Consider the following 17,379-nt stretch of genomic DNA (forward strand, 5'->3'; position numbering starts at 1 on the left):
TTCCCCTCCGTTATGAATTCAGATCGGCAAAAGTGGTGCCATCATCGGCCATTTTTTGCAGCAGCGCCGGCACCTGCCAGTAGCGGCTGTCCTCTTTCGCGTATTCGGTGATGCGGCGGACCAGCTCGGCCGCGCCGATGGTGTCTGCGTAATGCAGCGGGCCACCCCGATGACGCGGAAAGCCGTAGCCGAACAGGAACACCATATCCACGTCCAGCGGGCGTTTAGCGGTGCCGTCTTCCACGACGCGGGTGGCCTCGACGATCATGGCGGTCATGTAGCGATCCACGATATCCTGATCCGAGAACGTCTGCGGGGTGATGCCTTTTTCGGCGCGCACCCCGTCGATGATTTTCGCAACCTCTGGGTTCGGAATGGGCGCGCCGTTGCCGTAGATGTAATAGCCCTGCCCGGTCTTGCGTCCGAACCAGCCGTTTTCGCAAATCCGATCAGCGACATCGCCGCCATACCGATCCGCCGGGTCGCGCGTGTCTGCGGTGCGTTTACGGTTCGCCCAGCCAATGTCCAGGCCGGCCAGATCGCCCACTTTGTTAGGGCCCATGGCAAAGCCAAAGCCTTCCAAAGCGTCGTCCACCTGTTGCGGGCTGGCGCCATCCAGCACCAGATAGGACGCGGTTTTCAGGTAATGCGCCAGGATGCGATTGCCGATGAAGCCGTCGCAAACCTGCGCTAGAACACCGACTTTTTTCAACCGCTTAGCCAGCGCGAACCCGGTGGCCAGAACGTCGGGCGCGGTCTGAGCCCCCTGCACGATTTCCAGCAGACGCATCACATGCGCAGGGCTAAAGAAGTGCAACCCCAGCACATCCTGGGGCCGGTCGGTGCAATCAGCAATATCGTTCACGTTCAGATACGACGTGTTCGAGGCCAGAATCGCGCCGTCCTTACAAATGGTGTTCAGCTTGCCAAAAATGTCCTTTTTGACGTCCATGCTTTCGAACACGGCCTCGATCACCAGATCGACATCGGCCAGATCCTCCATGTTCAGCGAGGGCTGCAAACTGGCCAGCGCGGCGTCTTTTTTGGCCTCGCTCAGCTTGCCGCGTTTTACCCCGCCTTCCAGGTTTTTGGTGATGGTCGCAACGCCGCGGTCCAGACCGTCCTGGGCGACCTCAATCAGGCGCACGGGAATGCCGGCCATCAGGCAGGACGTCGCGATCCCCGACCCCATGGTGCCGCCGCCGATCACGCCGATCTTGTTAATCTCACGGGTGTTACCCTTGGCCTCGGGGATGCTGGAGACGGCGCGTTCGCCGAAAAACGCGTGGATCAGACCGGCGCGCTGCGGCGTCTGCATCGAGTCCCAGAACGCCTGACGCTCGATTTTCAGACCCTCGGTGCGCGGCAGATACGAGGCGCGGACGGCCTCGACAATCTTATGCGGGGAAAACAGATGCGCTTGCTTGGCCTTCAGCATTGCGGCTGTTTCGTCCAGCGTTTTGTCATCCTTGGGCGTATCCAACGAGCACGTCGGGCGCGCGATCAGTTTTCCATCAATAATGTCCTGCGCGGCGGCCAGGGCCAGATCACGCGGATCGCCCGTTTCCAGACGATCAATCAGGCCCTTTTCCAGCGCTTCCTGCGCGCCAACCATGCGGCCCGACAGCGCCATATCCAGCGCCATGGGGATGCCCGCCAGACGCGGCACACGCTGCGTGCCACCGGCGCCGGGCAGCAGGCCCAGGTTGATCTCGGGCAGGCCAACGCGCAGGCCTTCGATACCCACACGCGCGTGCGCAGCCAGCCCCAGCTCCAGCCCGCCCCCCAGGGCGGTGCCGTGCATGATGGCGACAACCGGGATGTCACTGTCCTCGATCACATTATAAACGTCGGGCAGATGAGGCGTTTGAGGCGGCTTACCGAACTCGCGAATATCCGCGCCGGCGACAAAAGTCCGCCCCGCCGCATAGATCGCGATCGCCTTGGCGGTGTCTTGCTGGTTCAGCTGTTCGATCGCCTCTTGCAGGCCCTGGCGCACGGGCTGCGCGGTTGCGTTCACCGGCGGATTATCAATGCAGACCAGCGCAATCTCGCCCGCATGTTCGATGGAAATCAGGTCATTTACAGGGATTTTCGGAGCCATGTTTCTCTTTCCGTTCTGACTTTTGAACAAGAGGATATGGCCGTCTCCACTGCGGGCGTCTCCTCCTTCGCATGCAAACTAATTCGTCGCAAAAGAGGCGTCAACTTGTGGAATTAGGTTTTGCTATGCAGAAAAATAGAAATGTCGCAGGGTCACGAGATGATCTCGAACTTATTCACGTCCACCAGCCCGCGATCCGTGATTTTCAGCGCAGGAATCACCGGCAGGGCCAGGAACGCCAGTTGCAGGAACGGCTCTTCCAGTGTCACGCCCAGAGATTGCGCGGCTGCCCGCAGATCGACCAGCTGATCGCGGACCCTTTCGTAGGGATCGAGGCTCATGAGCCCGGCAACGGGCAGCGCCAGTTCGGCCAGAACCCGACCATCGCGCACAACGACGAATCCGCCCTCGATCTGGCTCAAACGGTTGGCGGCCAGCGCCATATCGTCGTAATCGGCGCCCACAACGGCGATATTGTGGTGATCATGGCAGACTGTCCCCGCAATCGCACCATGTTGCAGGTCAAAGCCGCGCACAAACCCGGTGGCGATATTGCCGTTTTTGCCGTGCCGTTCGATCACGGCGATCTTGATCAGATCGCGCGCGGGATCGGGACGTTTGTCACCGTCCTGAATGGGGATCACCTCGTGCAGATGTTCAGTGATGATCTTGCCTTCGAGGATACCAATCACGTCCGTGTCTTCGCGGTTACCCGCAGTGCGGAAATTATCGGCCGTGACGCTGGGGGCCGTGACCGAGTGCCGCCCGACCGGATCAATCAGATCACGCGCGGCAAAGGCGGCCTCGGTGACCTGCACACCTGCGCAGAGCACCATCTGAGGGTCGCATTTCTCCAGATCCGTGATCGCTACGATATCGGCGCGTTTGCCCGGCGCCAGAAGGCCGCGATCCTTAAGCCCAAAGGCCTCGGCCGCCGAGATCGACGCGGCGCGGTAGACGGCCAGGGGCGGCGCGCCCAGTTCAATCGCGGTGCGGATCATATAGTCCAGATGGCCGTATTCCGCGATGTCCAGCGGGTTGCGATCATCCGTGCACAGGCAAATATAGGGAGAATTGCGTTCAGTAATGATGGGGGCCAGCGCGTGCAGGTCTTTGGACACCGAGCCTTCGCGGATCAGCACCCGCATCCCCTTGCGCAGTTTTTCCAGGGCCTCGTCAGCGGTGGTGGCCTCGTGCTCCGTGCGGATGCCGGTGGCGATATAGGCGTTCAGGTCGTTGCCCAAAAGTTGCGGGCAATGACCGTCGATGTGCTGACCACGGAAGAGGGCCAGTTTCTCCATCACCACGGGGTCTTTGAACAGGACACCGGGGAAGTTCATAAACTCGGCCAGGCCAATGCCGGTGGGGTGGTGCATCACCTGTTGCAGATCGCCCGCGTCGATGCGGGCGCCGGCGGTCTCCATATCCGTGGAGGGCACACAAGAGGACAGCTGCACACGGATATCCATCAGACAACGCGTCGCCGCATTCTGGAAATAGCGGATACCGTCGAGCCCGATCACATTGGCAATCTCATGCGGGTCGCAGATGGCGGTGGTGATGCCGCGGGGCAGCACGCAGCGGTCAAATTCGAACGGCGTCACCAGCGAGCTTTCGATATGCAAATGCGTGTCGATGAAACCGGGGACAAGGATCTGCCCGCTCACGTCGATTTCGCGGGTGCCCTGATAGGTGCCGCAGGTGCCGACGATGGTATCGCCGCAAATGGCCACGTCGCCCTCTAGCAGGTCACCTGTAATCAGGTCGTAAATCCGCCCGCCCTTCAGGACAAGATCGGCGGGGGCAATGCCCCGGCCCTGGTCGATGATCTGCGATAGCTGGGTCATGGTGTCTCGGGCTCCTTGGGGGAATGGTGGCACAGGTTTTCAGCAATGGCGAGGGGCAGCCGCCCCCCATTGCGGAAAACTGCGGCGCGGTGCGGGCTTGAGCGCAGGGCGCGCGCTTGGTAGCCAGAAAACCAACCAAAAGGAGCCCGCGCCATTCGTATTTTACTGGTCGAGGATGAGCCATTGATCGCGGATGCGATCCGCGTGTCGCTGACGCGCGCGGGCTATCATGTGGATTGGGCCAGCGATGGCGACATGGCGGACGAGGCCCTGCATGGTGACGGGTTTCATCTGGTCATTCTAGATCTGGGCCTGCCGGAGCGCGATGGGCTGTCGGTGCTGGGGGCGTTGCGGCGGCGGCACTCGGACGTGCCGGTGATCATCCTGACCGCGCGCGAGGCAACGGAGAACCGGATCGAGGGGCTGGATCTGGGGGCGGATGACTATATGACCAAGCCCTTTGACATGGACGAATTGCTGGCCCGCTGCCGGGTGCAATTGCGGCGCGGGGCCGGACGGGCAGCCCCGGTTCTGACCCATGGCGCGCTGGAGCTGCGCCCGCAGGAACAGGCGGTGTTTCTGGACGGCGCGCGGGTGGAGCTGCCCTTGCAGGCCTATCGGTTGTTGCTGCTGATGCTGGAACGACGCGGGCATGTCTGTGCGAAATCCGACCTGACCGAGGCTCTTTATGGCTGGGACGAAGGCGCCGAAAGCAATACGATTGAGGTCTATGTATCCCTGCTGCGGCGCAAGCTGGGCAAGGATCTAATCCGCACAATCCGGGGGATTGGTTATGTCATCGACAAACCGGCCTGAGGGCTCTGCGCCCAGCATACGGCAGCGTATCCAACGGCGGCTGGTGCCGCTGATCCTGTTGGCGGGGGTGGTGACGGCGGCTCTGTTGCTGCTCATCACCATCGACGAGGTGGACGAGGCGATCCTGAACAATCAAAACAATCTAAACCACGCGGCGGCGCAGATGTATGGCACCGAACTGGACCTGTCGGGCCTGCCCGCGCTGGAGGCCATCGAGGAACTGCGCAATCCCGAATTCCTGCTGATGATTCAGGGGGCGGACGGGGGGATGGTGCATCAGTCGCACCCGCAGCTGCCCTTGCCCGTGGCGGCACAGGACGGGCCCTTCGAATGGCAGGGCTGGCGCCTGTTTCAAACCCACACGCGCGACGGCCGGGTGATCATTTCCGGCGTCAAACAAGAAGAGCGCGACGAGATGATCCTGGAAATGGTCCTCTCCGCCGTGCTGCCGATGCTGGTGGTGCTGGGCACGCTGCTGCTGTCCGCGCTGTGGTTCGTGCAGGCCGGGCTGCGCCCCTTGCAACACCTGTCCGAGGCCCTGCGCAACCGCGCCCCCCAGGCTCTGACCCCACTAGAAAGCGCAGGGCAGCCCGCCGATCTGGTGCCGATCGTACGGGCGCTGAACGGGCTGTTCGCGCGGGTCCGGCAATTCGTTCAGCGCGAACGGAAATTCATCGACGATGCCGCGCATGAATTGCGCACACCGCTGACCATCATCAAGGCGCAGGTGCAGGCCATCGACCCCGCCGAGCTGTCGCCGGAAAACCGCACCCGGCTGGACCATGTGGTGGCCGGCGTGAACCGCGCCGAGGCCCTGGGCACGGGGCTGTTGCAACAGGCGCGGGCCGAACAGCCCTCGGGTCAGGGGCAGGCGGTGGATGCGCGCGCGGTGGTGCAGCAGGTGCTGAACGATCTGGAGGTGCTGCACGGGGCGCCGATGACACAGGCCGTACTGAGCACGCAGGACGCGCCGCCAATCTGGGCCACCCCCGAAGACTTGCGCGTAATCCTGCGCAACCTTCTGGACAATGCCGCCCGTCACGGCGGGCCGGCGGGCACCCCCGCGCAGCTGCGGATCGAGATCACCACAGAGGGAACCCAGACCCTGATCGCCATCGAGGATGACGGCCCCGGCATCCCCCAAGATCACCGCGCACAGGTGTTCGAACGGTTCTGGCGCGCCGGTCAGACCGAGGGCTCGGGGCTGGGCCTGTCAATCGCCCACACGCTGGCGCGGCGCAACGGCCTGACGCTAAACGTAACCGAAGGCGTGCATCTGGGCGGCGCCCGGTTCGAATTGCGCGGACGCACAGCGGCGGAATAACCGCGCTGTTACCGGGGTGTTACGCAAACTTCAGGTTGGCTTCAGGTTCGATTGTTAGGCGGGGGTAACTGACCCTAGCCCGAGCCCCGGCCATGACCGACACCTCCTTCTCCGGCGCCACAGAGACCCTGCGCCCATCCTGGCAACCCTCTGATTTTTCACGTACAAAGCTGGGATTTCTGCTGGCGCGCAGCCTGCGGGACGAAGGGATGCTATCGCTGTGGTCTGAATCCGGACTGGCCCTGACACAAGCCGCGCAGGGCGCACGAATCGCGGTGGTCGGCAACGCCCGCTCGCTGAGCGAAAAGACCCTGGGCGCGCAGATCGACAACCACGATATTGTGCTGCGGCTGAACACGGCCCCGATGCCCGATCCGCGCAGCCACGGACGGCGAACCGATTGGCTGGCCAGCTCGATCCCTGTCCCCCAAGGCCGGATCGACGCACTGGCCCCGTCGCGCGTGCTGTGGATGACGCGCAAACGCAAACGGCTGCCCTTTGCGCTGGCACAACGCAGCGGGTTTTATCTGAACCCCCAAGGCCCGGTGCACGCTCTGGCCGCACAGATCGGGGCGCCCCCCTCGACCGGAGCAATGGTGCTGGATCTGGTGCGGCGGCTGCCAGTGACGCAGGTGTCGGTGTTCGGGTTTGATTTTTTCGCATCGCTGTCCCATTCGGGACGCCGTACCGCCGCGCGAGTGCCCCATGACTTCGCCGCCGAGCGCGACCACGCCATGACCCTGTTTCAACAAGATGCGCGATTTAAGCTGTACTGAAACGCAAAACGGGGCCTGATGAGGCCCCGTTTTGTTTCATGCGGATGGATCAGAAATCCAGGTTTTCGACGCTGAGCGCGTTTTGCTGGATGAACTCGCGGCGCGGTTCGACGACATCGCCCATCAGTTTGGTGAAAATATCGTCGGCCTCGACCAGATCGTCGATGCGGACCTGCAACAGCGTGCGCGCCTCGGGGTCCAGGGTGGTTTCCCACAGCTGATCGGGGTTCATTTCGCCCAGACCCTTGTAGCGTTGTAGGGTCAGGCCCTTTTCGCCCTCTTTCAGGATCGCATTCAGCAGATCCAGCGGCCCCAGAATCATCTGGCTGCGGTCCTTGCGCACCAGCGTGGCGGGGGTGTCATAGACCTCTTGCAGGCTTTCGGTGAAGCTGCCGGTTTTGCGTGCCTCGCCCGAGCGCAGCATCGGCCCGTCCAGGGTGCGCACTTCCTCGACCCCGCGCAGAATACGCGCCAGACGGATGCCGTGATCCTGTGTAATCCGGCCGGTCCAGCCGCGTTCGTATTCCAGCGCGATCAGATCCAGACGGGCGGCAACCTTGTCGGCCACGCCTTGCAGATCGGCATCCACCGCGCCGGGCACAAAGGCACCGGCCACGGCGGCCTGTTCCAGAATGTGACGCGGGTAATGGGTGGGGAAGGCATCCAGCACGCGTTTCAGTTGCCGGGCTTCCTCGACCACGCGTTTCAGATCTGCGCCGGCCATCTCGACCCCGGAGCCAAGGCGCAACACCGCATCCGCCGTGCCCTGCTCGATCAAATAATCATCCAGCGCGGCCTGATCTTTCAGGTAGACCTCGGATTTTCCACGCGCGACCTTATAGAGCGGCGGCTGCGCGATATACAGGTAACCGCCCTCGATCAATTCGGGCATCTGACGGAAGAAGAAGGTCAACAGCAGCGTCCGGATATGCGCACCATCCACGTCCGCATCGGTCATGATGACGATCTTATGATAGCGCAGCTTGTCGATGTTGAACTCATCCCGGCCGATGCCGGTTCCCAGCGCCATCACCAGATTGCCGATTTCCTGGCTGGACAGCATCCTGTCAAACCGCGCGCGTTCCACGTTCAGGATTTTACCGCGCAGGGGCAGGATGGCCTGGGTCTGACGGTCACGGCCCGTCTGTGCGGACCCCCCGGCGCTGTCACCCTCGACCAGGAAGACTTCGGTCTTGGACGGATCTTTTTCCGAGCAATCCTTCAGCTTACCGGCCAGGAAATTCACATCCATCGCGGTTTTGCGGCGGGTCAGTTCGCGGGCTTTACGCGCGGCCTCGCGGGCCAGGGCGGCTTCGACGATCTTACCGACGATCATCTTGGCCTCGTTGGGGTTTTCCTCGAACCACTCGGCCAGTTTTTCGCCGACCAGGCTTTCGACGGCCGGGCGGACCTCGGACGAAACCAGCTTATCCTTGGTCTGCGAGCTGAATTTCGGGTCGGGCACCTTCACGGACAGCACGCAGGTCAGACCCTCGCGCGCGTCATCGCCGGTGAAATTCACCTTTTCCTTCTTGGCGATCCCGGATTCGGTGGCATAGCGCGTCAGCGTCCGCGTCAGCGCCCCACGGAAGCCCGCCAGGTGCGTGCCGCCATCACGCTGCGGGATGTTGTTGGTAAAGGGCAGCACCGTTTCGTGGTAGCTGTCGTTCCACCACATCGCGACTTCGACGCCGATGTCATCCTTTTCGCCGCGCACAAAGATCGGCGCGTCCATCAGGGACGTCTTCGAGCGGTCCAGGTATTTGACGAATTCCTTCACGCCGCCTTCGTAGAACAGCTCGGTTTTCAGGGGTTCGGCGGGGCGCAGATCCTCTAGGATGATGCGCACGCCCGAGTTCAGAAAGGCCAGTTCGCGCAGGCGTTTTTCCAGCGTTTCGAACGAATATTCCAGGTTCGAGAACGTATCGGTCGAGGCCAGGAACCGGACCTCGGTGCCTTTTTCGCCATCCGCATCGCCCACCACGCGCAGGTGCTGGGTGGTCTCGCCATGTTCGAACTTGGCGTAGTGTTCCTTGCCGTTGCGCCAGACGCGCAGCTCCAGCCAGACGGACAGCGCATTCACAACGGACACGCCCACGCCGTGCAGACCGCCCGACACCTTGTAGGAATTGCTGTCGAACTTACCGCCCGCGTGCAGCTGGGTCATGATGACCTCGGCGGCGGAAACGCCCTCTTCCTCGTGCAGGTCCACGGGGATGCCACGGCCATTGTCGCGCACGGAAATGCTGTTGTCGGGGTGGATCACCACGCGCACAAAGTCAGCATGACCGGCCAGCGCCTCGTCAATGCCGTTATCCACGACCTCATAGACCATGTGATGCAGGCCCGAGCCGTCATCGGTATCCCCGATATACATGCCGGGCCGTTTGCGCACGGCCTCCAACCCTTTGAGAACTTTAATGGAATCCGCGCCATATTCCTGCGCGGTTTGCTCGGTCCCGGACATAGAGCCCCACCTTTTGTTTCGTTGGGGAATATATACGAAACCTTGGGGGGCTTGTCACGCGCAAGCCCCAGAATTTGTAACGTCACGGTAACAGCCGGTCAGCTGATCTGAAGCGGCTCGCGGGTTGCCTCGCGGGTTTTTTCCACCCAACGGTGAATGACGGCCTTGGCGGCCAGCTCGTCCTCGATCTCAATCGCGGCGCGCAGGTCTTTCAGCGCGTTCGCCATCTCCAGCTCGGACAGATAGGCCTCTTGCGCGCGCAGGATTTTCGGATGCGGCGTGGTCAGCATATCGGGCGAGATCAGCAGCTCTTCGATCAGCTTTTCGCCGGGGCGCAGGCCGGTGACGACGATTTCGATCTCCCCATCTGGGTTATCCTTGTCCATGACCGTGTGGCCGGCGCCCTCGATCATCTGGCGGGCCAGTTTGTTGATCGGGACCAGCTCGCCCATGTCCAGCACAAACAGATCCCCGCCCCGCGCGAACGAGCCTGCCAGCAGCACCAGACGGGCCGCCTCGGAGATTGTCATGAAGTAGCGGGCCACATCGTTATGCGTCAGCGTCACCGGGCCACCGCGGGCGATCTGTTCTTCGAACAGCGGAATAACGGACCCGGATGAGCCCAGCACATTGCCGAACCGCACCATCGAAAAGCGGGTATTGCCCGCCCGCGTGGCCAGATCCTGCACGATCAGTTCGGCCAGCCGCTTTGAGGCCCCCATCACATTTGTCGGGCGCACGGCCTTATCCGAGGACACCAGAATAAAGCGGCTGATATCCGCCTTGAAGGCCGCATCGGCAATGGTTTTCGTCCCCAGCACATTATTGCGCAGCCCCGCGATCTGGTTTTTCTCCACCAGCGGCACATGTTTATAGGCGGCCGCGTGCAGGACCACCTCGATCCCGTGGTTTTCCAGAACATGGGCGCACAGCACCGGATCGCAGACCGAGCCCAGAACCGGCACGATCTCGATCCCCTGGGTGATGTCCAGTTCCAGCAGTTCCTTTTCAATCGTGTAAAGCGCCAGCTCTGAATGATCCAGCAGCACCAGTTTTTCCGGGCGACAAGCCACCAGCTGACGGCACAGCTCAGACCCGATCGAGCCCCCCGCCCCTGTGATCAGAATGCGCCGGGCGTGATAGCTGTCGGCCACCTTGGGCAGTTCGGACTCCAGCTTGTTGCGCCCCATCAGATCCTCAAGAGACACCGGCGTGCTGCGTTTGCTCAGGTCTTTTTGCTTGATCAGTTCGGCGAACGAGGGCAGCGAGTGCACCTCGCAGCCCAATTGCCGCAGGCGCATCCCAATGCGAGCCTGCACCGCCGGCGTGGCCGAGGGCATCGCCAGAACAACACGATCAACGGATTTATTGGCGATCAGCTCTTTCAGGCGGCTGGGCGCATAGACCGGCGCCCCCGAGACAGTCAGGCTCTGTAATCGCGGGTTATCATCGACAAAAGCGATCAGAACGATGGTGTCATCCGTCCGCAAAGCCGCAGCCAGCTGCTGCCCGGTCTGCCCCGCGCCATAGACGATCACGCGCGTCCGATTATTGGCATTGCGATAGATCGACAGCAGGATATTCCGCATCAAATTGCGAATCGCCACAACGGAAATCAGGAAAATCATCCCGAACACGATGAACAGCGCCATGGGGAACGGCGTGTCCAGAACGATGTTCAGCACCCCCCCCGAGGCCGCCAGAATCATCGCCAGAATGGCTGTGGGTTTGATCCCTCCGGATTCGAAGGCGTTCAGGCGGATGCGCGGCAGACGCAGCAGCACCGACACCGCGCTTCCCAGCGCGACCAGAAACAGCGTCAGCACCGCCCCATCCGTAACCGTATGGGAAGTCTCGAATTTTTCCCCGAACAGAAAAGCCGAGAATGCCAGGCTCAGGACAATCAGCGCCCCATCAATCAGAACGAATAATTCGCTTTTCTGTTTGACGGTGAGTGACGTGACCAGATCATACAGGTCCGCTTTGCCCTTGAATAAAGTCTTCAGCAAAAACCAGATCCCACCTTAGTTTGTCTTTCCGGAAAGCAATACACACAAAAAGAAACATCTATAAACAACAGTATATTAAGAAAGAGGGCCGTTGCTCAAGGAAGGTATTCCACACCTTTGCTGCAATAGCAAAACTTTGCCGAGCACCGCCACCAATATGTTCAATGTATGCGAATGCGCCGAAAAACGGTTTTCAGCATCAGCAGCATGTCGAAACACAGGGTTCTTTTGCGTTGGTAGATCAGATCCAGGCGTGCCTTTTGCGGGATGCAACGCCGGGTGTATACCTGCTCGGTTTCTTCGGGGGTTTGACAGCCCGCCAGTAGCATTTCCTCGTGGCGGTGATACACCAAAGTGGCCAGCCCCGTGATACCGGGACGGGATTTCAGCACCTGCCCGTAAAGCGCCGGAAACTGTTCGACATAGCGGCGCAGTGGCGGGCGGGGGCCGACAAAGCTGATGTCTCCGCGCAGGACGTTCCACAGCTGGGGCAGCTCATCCAGGCGATACTTGCGCAGCATGGCCCCCGTTTTGGTGATCCGCGCGGCCTTATCCCCCCCAGACACCCCGGAATCATGCTCGACCACGGTCATCGAGCGGAATTTCCACAGCGGAAACCCCTCGGATGCGGTTTTCATACGTTCCGAGATATACAAAACGGGGCGCCCGTCCCGAATCAGGATCATCCCCATCACCCACAGGATCACCGGCGCCAGCAACACCCCCAGAAACAGGGCCGCCAGAATATCCAGACTGCGTTTCGACCAGGTCACTTGCGGCCCTCCAGACTAAGCCAACTGCCCATGATGTGCCTGGGGTCGGTGTCCAGCGGGCCCACCAGCGTTTCCAGTAACGCGCAATCCATCACGGCCTGCTGCCGAGCCCCGTCCGGGGCAGCGCGCCACTGGAACGGATGCTGCGCCGCGCTTAGCAGAGACTCCATATAAACAGGCGCATTCGCCCCGACATTCACCACCTTTGGCAGAGGCTCTGGGTACACCGCCAGATCAACAAGCACCCGCGCCAGATCGGTGGGCGCGATATAGCTGCGCGCAGGGCCACGGCCATCTGCAAACTGATCCAGCGTCACCGCGGCGGCCTGATCGCACCAACCGGCACGAACCGAGCTGGCCAGGCTCTCGGCTCCGGCAACCGATCCGATCCTCAGGATCGTCGCGGCTGGCCCTGCGGCTGTTTGCAGATCCTGCTCCATCCGCAGCTTGGCCCGGCCATAGGGGTTTGGCGGCGCGGTTGGATCCTGCTCGGTCAGCGGGCCTTCTTTGGGCGCATAAACAGCCACCGAAGAACAATGCAGCACGCGCCCGGCCTGGCATTCTGCCGCCACATCCTGCGCAGCAAGGGCCAGTTCTGAATTCATATCCAGCTCTGCCTCAGACCCGTGCGTCACCCCCCACAGCGCAATCACCGCATCCACCCTGCCGAACGGATTGGGCTGGCCGGGGCACCAATGCTGGCCGGGCCCCTTGCGCGATTGATACAGGATTTCCACGTCGGGCCGCTGCGCCGCCTGCCAGGCCAGCCGCATCAATCGGCCAACCCGTCCTGACGCCCCCAAAACCAAAATACGAGCCCGTGCCACTGGCTGAACTTCCTACCCAATTCTCTGCCGAATTGCCTAACACGCCCGCCCCGCCACGAACAGAGCCCGCATCACAGAACCGAAGAAACCGCAGACACACCCTGCGTTTCCGTCACCTCCAGATACTGAGCACGCCGGCCCAGATCGGCAAACAATTCAGGGCCCGTGCCGGTCATCCACGCCTGCGCCCCCAAAGCGCAGATTTCATCATACAGCGCCGCGCGGCGTTCGGCATCCAGATGCGCCGCCACCTCATCCAGCAACAAAATCGGAGCCGCCCCGAAATCCTGCGCCAAAGCGCGCGCATTCGCCAGGATCAGCGACACCAGCAAGGCCTTTTGCTCGCCCGTAGAACAGTCCCTGGCCGGAACGCCCTTGGCCGCATAAACCCCATACAAATCCGCCCGATGCGGACCAACCAAGGTGCGCCCAGCCGCAAGATCGCGAAACCGGCTATCGGCCAGAGCCTCAGCCAGCTCCCCCTCGGCCAAGGGCATCTCGCCCTCTGTCATCGTCAATTCCAGATCGGCCACGGGGAAACCTGTCTCGGCCTCGGCCTGCGCAGCCTGCAACAAATCCAACGCCGCCAGACGATTGGCATGTATCGCCGCCCCTGTCCGCGCCATCTGCGCCTCTAACGCCGCATACCAATGAGCATCGCGCACCTGATCCTTCAGCAGCCGGTTCCGTTCACGCATGGACTTTTCGTAATCCAGCGATAATTCCGCATGTGCGGGAAAAAAGGACAAGGTCATCCGATCCAGAAACCGTCGGCGTCCCTCGGCCCCCTCCAGCCACAGCCGGTCCATCATCGGAACCAGCCACAACACCCTTGAAATCCTGGCCAAAGCATTCTGTGTCGCCGATTTCCCATCTATTTTCAGCTGTCTGGCCGCCCCTTTATCGGACCAGATTTCAACCTCACAGGTGCCAGCCCCATGCAAAACCCCGGTCAGTTTCCACCCCAACGCCTCAGGCCGGCGCGTCATGTCCTCAGCCGAGGACCGCCGCAACCCGCGACCGGGCGAAAACAGCGAAACCGCCTCCAGAATGTTCGTTTTGCCTGCCCCATTTGGCCCATGGATCGCTACGGGCCGCCCGTCACATGCAATCCGCGCCACCACATGCGAGCGAAAATGCGACAACGTCAGTTGCGTCAGGAACAAACCAGACACGCCCCGCCCCTTCTTTCTGAGGAAAATACTCTCGCCGAAGGCACGGGCGTCAGCCCGTTCAGACGCGCATCGGCATCACAACATAGACGGCGCTGGTGTCATTACCTTCGCGCATCAGGGTCGGATCCCCAGCCGAGTTGAACATGAACACGGCGTTTTCCCGATCCACCTGGCTGGCGATCTCCAGCAGGTATTTGGCGTTGAAACCGATTTCCAGACGTTCGTCGCCATAGGCCACAACCAGCTCTTCCTCGGCGGCACCGCTATCGGGGGCATTCACCGACAGGACCAGCTTGTCCTCATCCAGAGCCAGCTTCACCGCCCGCGACCGCTCAGACGAAACGGTCGCCACACGATCCACCGCAGCGGCAAACTCACCGGCATCCACCTCCAGCTTGCGCGTGTTCCCGGCGGGAATGACGCGGGTGTAGTCGGGGAAAGTGCCGTCAATCACCTTGGATGTCAGCGTGATGTCGGGGGTCGCAAAGCGGATCTTGGTTTCGCTGACGGACACAGCGATTTCCATGTCATCGTCATCCAGCAGCTTGCGCAGCTCGCCCACGGTTTTACGAGGCACGATCACACCGGGCATCCCCTCGGCCCCGGCGGGCAGATCTGCGTCGATCCGGGCCAGACGGTGGCCATCGGTGGCCACGGCGCGCAGCACCTTACCGCCATCTGAATCGGCCACATGCAGGTAGACACCATTCAGGTAATACCGGGTTTCCTCGGTCGAGATGGCGAATTTCGATTTATCGAACAGACGCCGCAACACCGGCGCGGGCGCGCTGAAATTCGAGGCATATTCCGAGGTCGCCATGACCGGGAAATCCTCTTTGGGCAGGGTCGCCAGATTGAAATGAGACCGGCCGGCCTCGACGTTCAGGCGCCCGGCAACACCATCATCGGACAGGGTCACCAGCGCCCCATCGGGCAGCTTTCGCACAATCTCATGGAGCGTCACCGCCGACACGGTTGTCGCGCCCGCTTTTTCAACCATCGCGGGGGCTTTATCGACAACCTCGATGTCCAGGTCGGTGGCCCGGAACTGGACGTTATTCCCGTCGGCCTCGATCAACACATTGGCAAGGATCGGAATGGTATTCCGCCGTTCGACAACCGATTGCGCCTGGCTGACGGCTTTCAGTAGAACTGCGCGTTCAATGCTGAATTTCATACCCTTGCTCCTATCGTCTGGCGGCCAGATGCCGGGTGGGGCAAGGTACCAATTTCCCCAAGCGGCTCAAGCTCTTTCTTGCTTTGTCCGCTGGTTTCGCAGGCCCGTCAAGGGGCGTCTGGGCTGTCCATGGTCTGAACAGCCCTGAATATGGGCTTAGGCCTCTAATGCGCGGCGCAGAAGTTCCAGATCTTCGGCAATCTGGCCGTCCTTGGCGCGCAGTTCCTCGATACGTTTGACGCCGTGCATGACGGTGGTGTGGTCACGCCCGCCAAAACGGCGACCGATTTCCGGCAACGACCGCGAGGTCAGCTGTTTACACAGATACATCGCCACCTGACGCGGGCGGGCATAGGTGCGCACGCGCTTGGGCCCGATCATGTCGGACAGGCGGATGTTGTAATGCTCGGACACTTTGCGCTGGATTTCCTCGACGGTGATTTTCCGTTCCGAGGCGCGCAGTACATCGGCCAGGCAATCCTGCGTCAGCGCCATGGTGATCGGCCGCCCCACCAACGAGGCAAAGGCGAACAGACGGGTCAGGGCACCTTCCAGAACGCGCACGTTAGTGCTGATCCGGTGCGCCAGGAATTCCAGAACACCGCTTTCCAGTTCCAGTTCGGGATATTGCTGACGATATTGTTCGACCTTGGACTGCAAAATGCCCAGGCGCAGCTCATAATCCGTGGGATGCAAATCAACGACCAGGCCGCATTGCAGGCGGCTTTTGATACGCTCTTCCAGATCTTTGATTTCCCCCGGCGCACGGTCCGCCGAGATGATGATCTGCTTGTTTTGATCAACCAACGCGTTGAAAGTATGGAAAAATTCCTCTTGCGTTGAATCCTTGCCAGCGATGAACTGCACATCATCCACCATCAGCACATCGACCGAGCGGAACAGCTGCTTGAAGTCCATCATCTTGCGATCACGCAGCGCCTGAACAAAGCGGTACATGAACTGTTCAGCAGACAGATACACCACGTTCAGATCGGGGCGCTGGCTCTGCAATTCCCAGGCGATCGCGTGCATCAGGTGGGTTTTCCCCAGCCCGACGCCACCATACAGGAACAGCGGGTTGAAGCTGACCGGGCCGCCCTCGGCCACACGGCGGGCGGCAGCATGCGCCAGCTCGTTCGGCTTACCCACGACAAACGTGTCAAAGGTAAAACGCGCATCCAGAGGGGCGTTGGGCAGTTGTTCTTCGGTGGTGCGAACAGGCTGCGGCGCATGAGTGGCGGCAGGGGCCTGCGGGCTGTTCTGCGGCGCGGCCTGAGCAGCGGGCCGGGGCAGGGTCTCGGTGCTCACACGGAAATTCAGGCGGCGGACCGCCTCGCCGGCTTGGGTCAGCTGATGCAAAATCAGATCCCCGAAATTGCGCGAAACGTAATTCCCCAGAAACGTCGTCGGCACCGCAAAAGTGGCCACGCCCTCGGCGATTTCTTCGATTTCGAGCGGTTCGATCCAGTTCTTAAAGTTGTGCTGCCCCACCGTGCCAATAAGCGATTGTTTTAGTTGGCCCCATTGATCTTGCGTCATTATTTGTTCCGTCCAGCCTGTTTCCCCAACATGCGGCATTACAGTTGGCGCCGCCTCACACTCGATACCTCAACAATGGCCAAAAGGGTCCGGCTCCCGCTGACACGAATGCAGCGGGCCTTGTCATCCCGATCGGTCCAGTTGCCCCGCAGGCCCGTGCCCTGGTCGTCCCGAAACCAGAGCCAATTTGGGCGCATACGGCGCGTCTTGCTGGACAAGTCGTGGTTGTACCCACATTCAAAGCTAATCATGTCCACACCCGGCAGATCGGGTGCGGTTTGGCAGCTTCTTCAGACCGTGCGCCGCGTAGCGAATAGCGCGTGGTCAACCTGTCCCCCCAAGGCGATGTGAATCGCAAGGAGAAGCTAGCAAGTCGCCTGCGGAGGGGGCAACTGATCTTCTGGGCTTGACTCGGAGAATCCGAAAAAGAATCTCTTGGGATCGCTAAAGATGCGGCCAAGATGTCACAATTTGGGAAAAATGAAAAAGGCGCCCCAAATCAGGGCGCCTTTTTAATCTTGTGATTCCAGTGCCTTAATCGGCGG

General features: G+C 61.2%; 12 protein-coding genes. 3 read left to right on the forward strand and 9 right to left on the reverse strand.

Translation table 11 applies throughout. The features are described 5' to 3' along the window. Positions 1-10: 10 nt before the first annotated feature. Positions 11-2,104 carry a 3-hydroxyacyl-CoA dehydrogenase NAD-binding domain-containing protein gene (locus tag ACP15O_RS06450; RefSeq protein WP_425095227.1) on the reverse strand — a complete coding sequence of 698 codons (2,094 nt, stop codon included), beginning with the start codon at positions 2,102-2,104 and terminating at the stop codon, positions 11-13. Positions 2,105-2,256: 152 nt separating this feature from the next. Further along, positions 2,257-3,951 carry an adenine deaminase gene (gene ade / locus ACP15O_RS06455; RefSeq protein ID WP_425095228.1) on the reverse strand — a complete coding sequence of 565 codons (1,695 nt, stop codon included), beginning with the start codon at positions 3,949-3,951 and terminating at the stop codon, positions 2,257-2,259. A 165-nt stretch (positions 3,952-4,116) separates the two neighbouring features. Between ade and ACP15O_RS06460 the strand changes: the two genes are divergently transcribed. The 3 genes from ACP15O_RS06460 to ACP15O_RS06470 all read left to right on the forward strand — a co-directional run bounded on the left by ACP15O_RS06460 (position 4,117) and on the right by ACP15O_RS06470 (position 6,867). Next, positions 4,117-4,767 (forward strand): response regulator transcription factor, encoded by a 651-nt coding sequence (locus ACP15O_RS06460; RefSeq protein ID WP_425095481.1) that lies wholly within the window; start codon positions 4,117-4,119, stop codon positions 4,765-4,767. Then, a complete protein-coding gene (locus ACP15O_RS06465) occupies positions 4,745-6,091 on the forward strand; it encodes an ATP-binding protein (RefSeq protein ID WP_425095229.1) in 1,347 nt (448 codons plus the stop codon). Before ACP15O_RS06460 ends, ACP15O_RS06465 begins: the two co-directional genes overlap by 23 nt. 92 nt (positions 6,092-6,183) lie before the next feature. Then, positions 6,184-6,867: a glycosyltransferase family 29 protein gene (locus ACP15O_RS06470; RefSeq protein WP_425095230.1), complete on the forward strand. Its 684-nt coding sequence runs from the start codon at positions 6,184-6,186 to the stop codon at positions 6,865-6,867. A gap of 49 nt (positions 6,868-6,916) precedes the next feature. Here ACP15O_RS06470 and gyrB read toward each other — a convergent pair whose 3' ends face one another. The 7 genes from gyrB to dnaA all read right to left on the reverse strand — a co-directional run bounded on the left by gyrB (position 6,917) and on the right by dnaA (position 16,834). After that, positions 6,917-9,334: a DNA topoisomerase (ATP-hydrolyzing) subunit B gene (gene gyrB, locus ACP15O_RS06475; protein WP_425095231.1), complete on the reverse strand. Its 2,418-nt coding sequence runs from the start codon at positions 9,332-9,334 to the stop codon at positions 6,917-6,919. A gap of 98 nt (positions 9,335-9,432) precedes the next feature. Next, complete coding sequence (locus tag ACP15O_RS06480; protein WP_425095232.1) at positions 9,433-11,343, reverse strand: polysaccharide biosynthesis protein; 1,911 nt, start codon at positions 11,341-11,343, stop codon at positions 9,433-9,435. Positions 11,344-11,504: 161 nt separating this feature from the next. Next, positions 11,505-12,116 carry a sugar transferase gene (locus tag ACP15O_RS06485; protein WP_425095233.1) on the reverse strand — a complete coding sequence of 204 codons (612 nt, stop codon included), beginning with the start codon at positions 12,114-12,116 and terminating at the stop codon, positions 11,505-11,507. Continuing rightward, positions 12,113-12,943, reverse strand: coding sequence for an NAD-dependent epimerase/dehydratase family protein (locus ACP15O_RS06490; RefSeq protein ID WP_425095234.1), 831 nt, complete (start codon positions 12,941-12,943; stop codon positions 12,113-12,115). The genes ACP15O_RS06485 and ACP15O_RS06490 overlap by 4 nt, the downstream gene beginning before the upstream one ends. Before the next feature lie 71 nt (positions 12,944-13,014). Then, entirely contained in the window at positions 13,015-14,118 is a 1,104-nt protein-coding gene (gene recF / locus ACP15O_RS06495; protein ID WP_425095235.1) for a DNA replication/repair protein RecF, read from the reverse strand. A gap of 58 nt (positions 14,119-14,176) precedes the next feature. After that, entirely contained in the window at positions 14,177-15,295 is a 1,119-nt protein-coding gene (gene dnaN / locus ACP15O_RS06500) for a DNA polymerase III subunit beta (protein WP_425095236.1), read from the reverse strand. Between the two features lie 156 nt (positions 15,296-15,451). Further along, positions 15,452-16,834: a chromosomal replication initiator protein DnaA gene (dnaA, locus tag ACP15O_RS06505; RefSeq protein ID WP_425095237.1), complete on the reverse strand. Its 1,383-nt coding sequence runs from the start codon at positions 16,832-16,834 to the stop codon at positions 15,452-15,454. Positions 16,835-17,379: the final 545 nt, after the last annotated feature.

Source organism: Youngimonas ophiurae (nom. illeg.), assembly GCF_049803795.1.
In the GTDB taxonomy this organism is placed as follows: domain Bacteria; phylum Pseudomonadota; class Alphaproteobacteria; order Rhodobacterales; family Rhodobacteraceae; genus Thalassobius.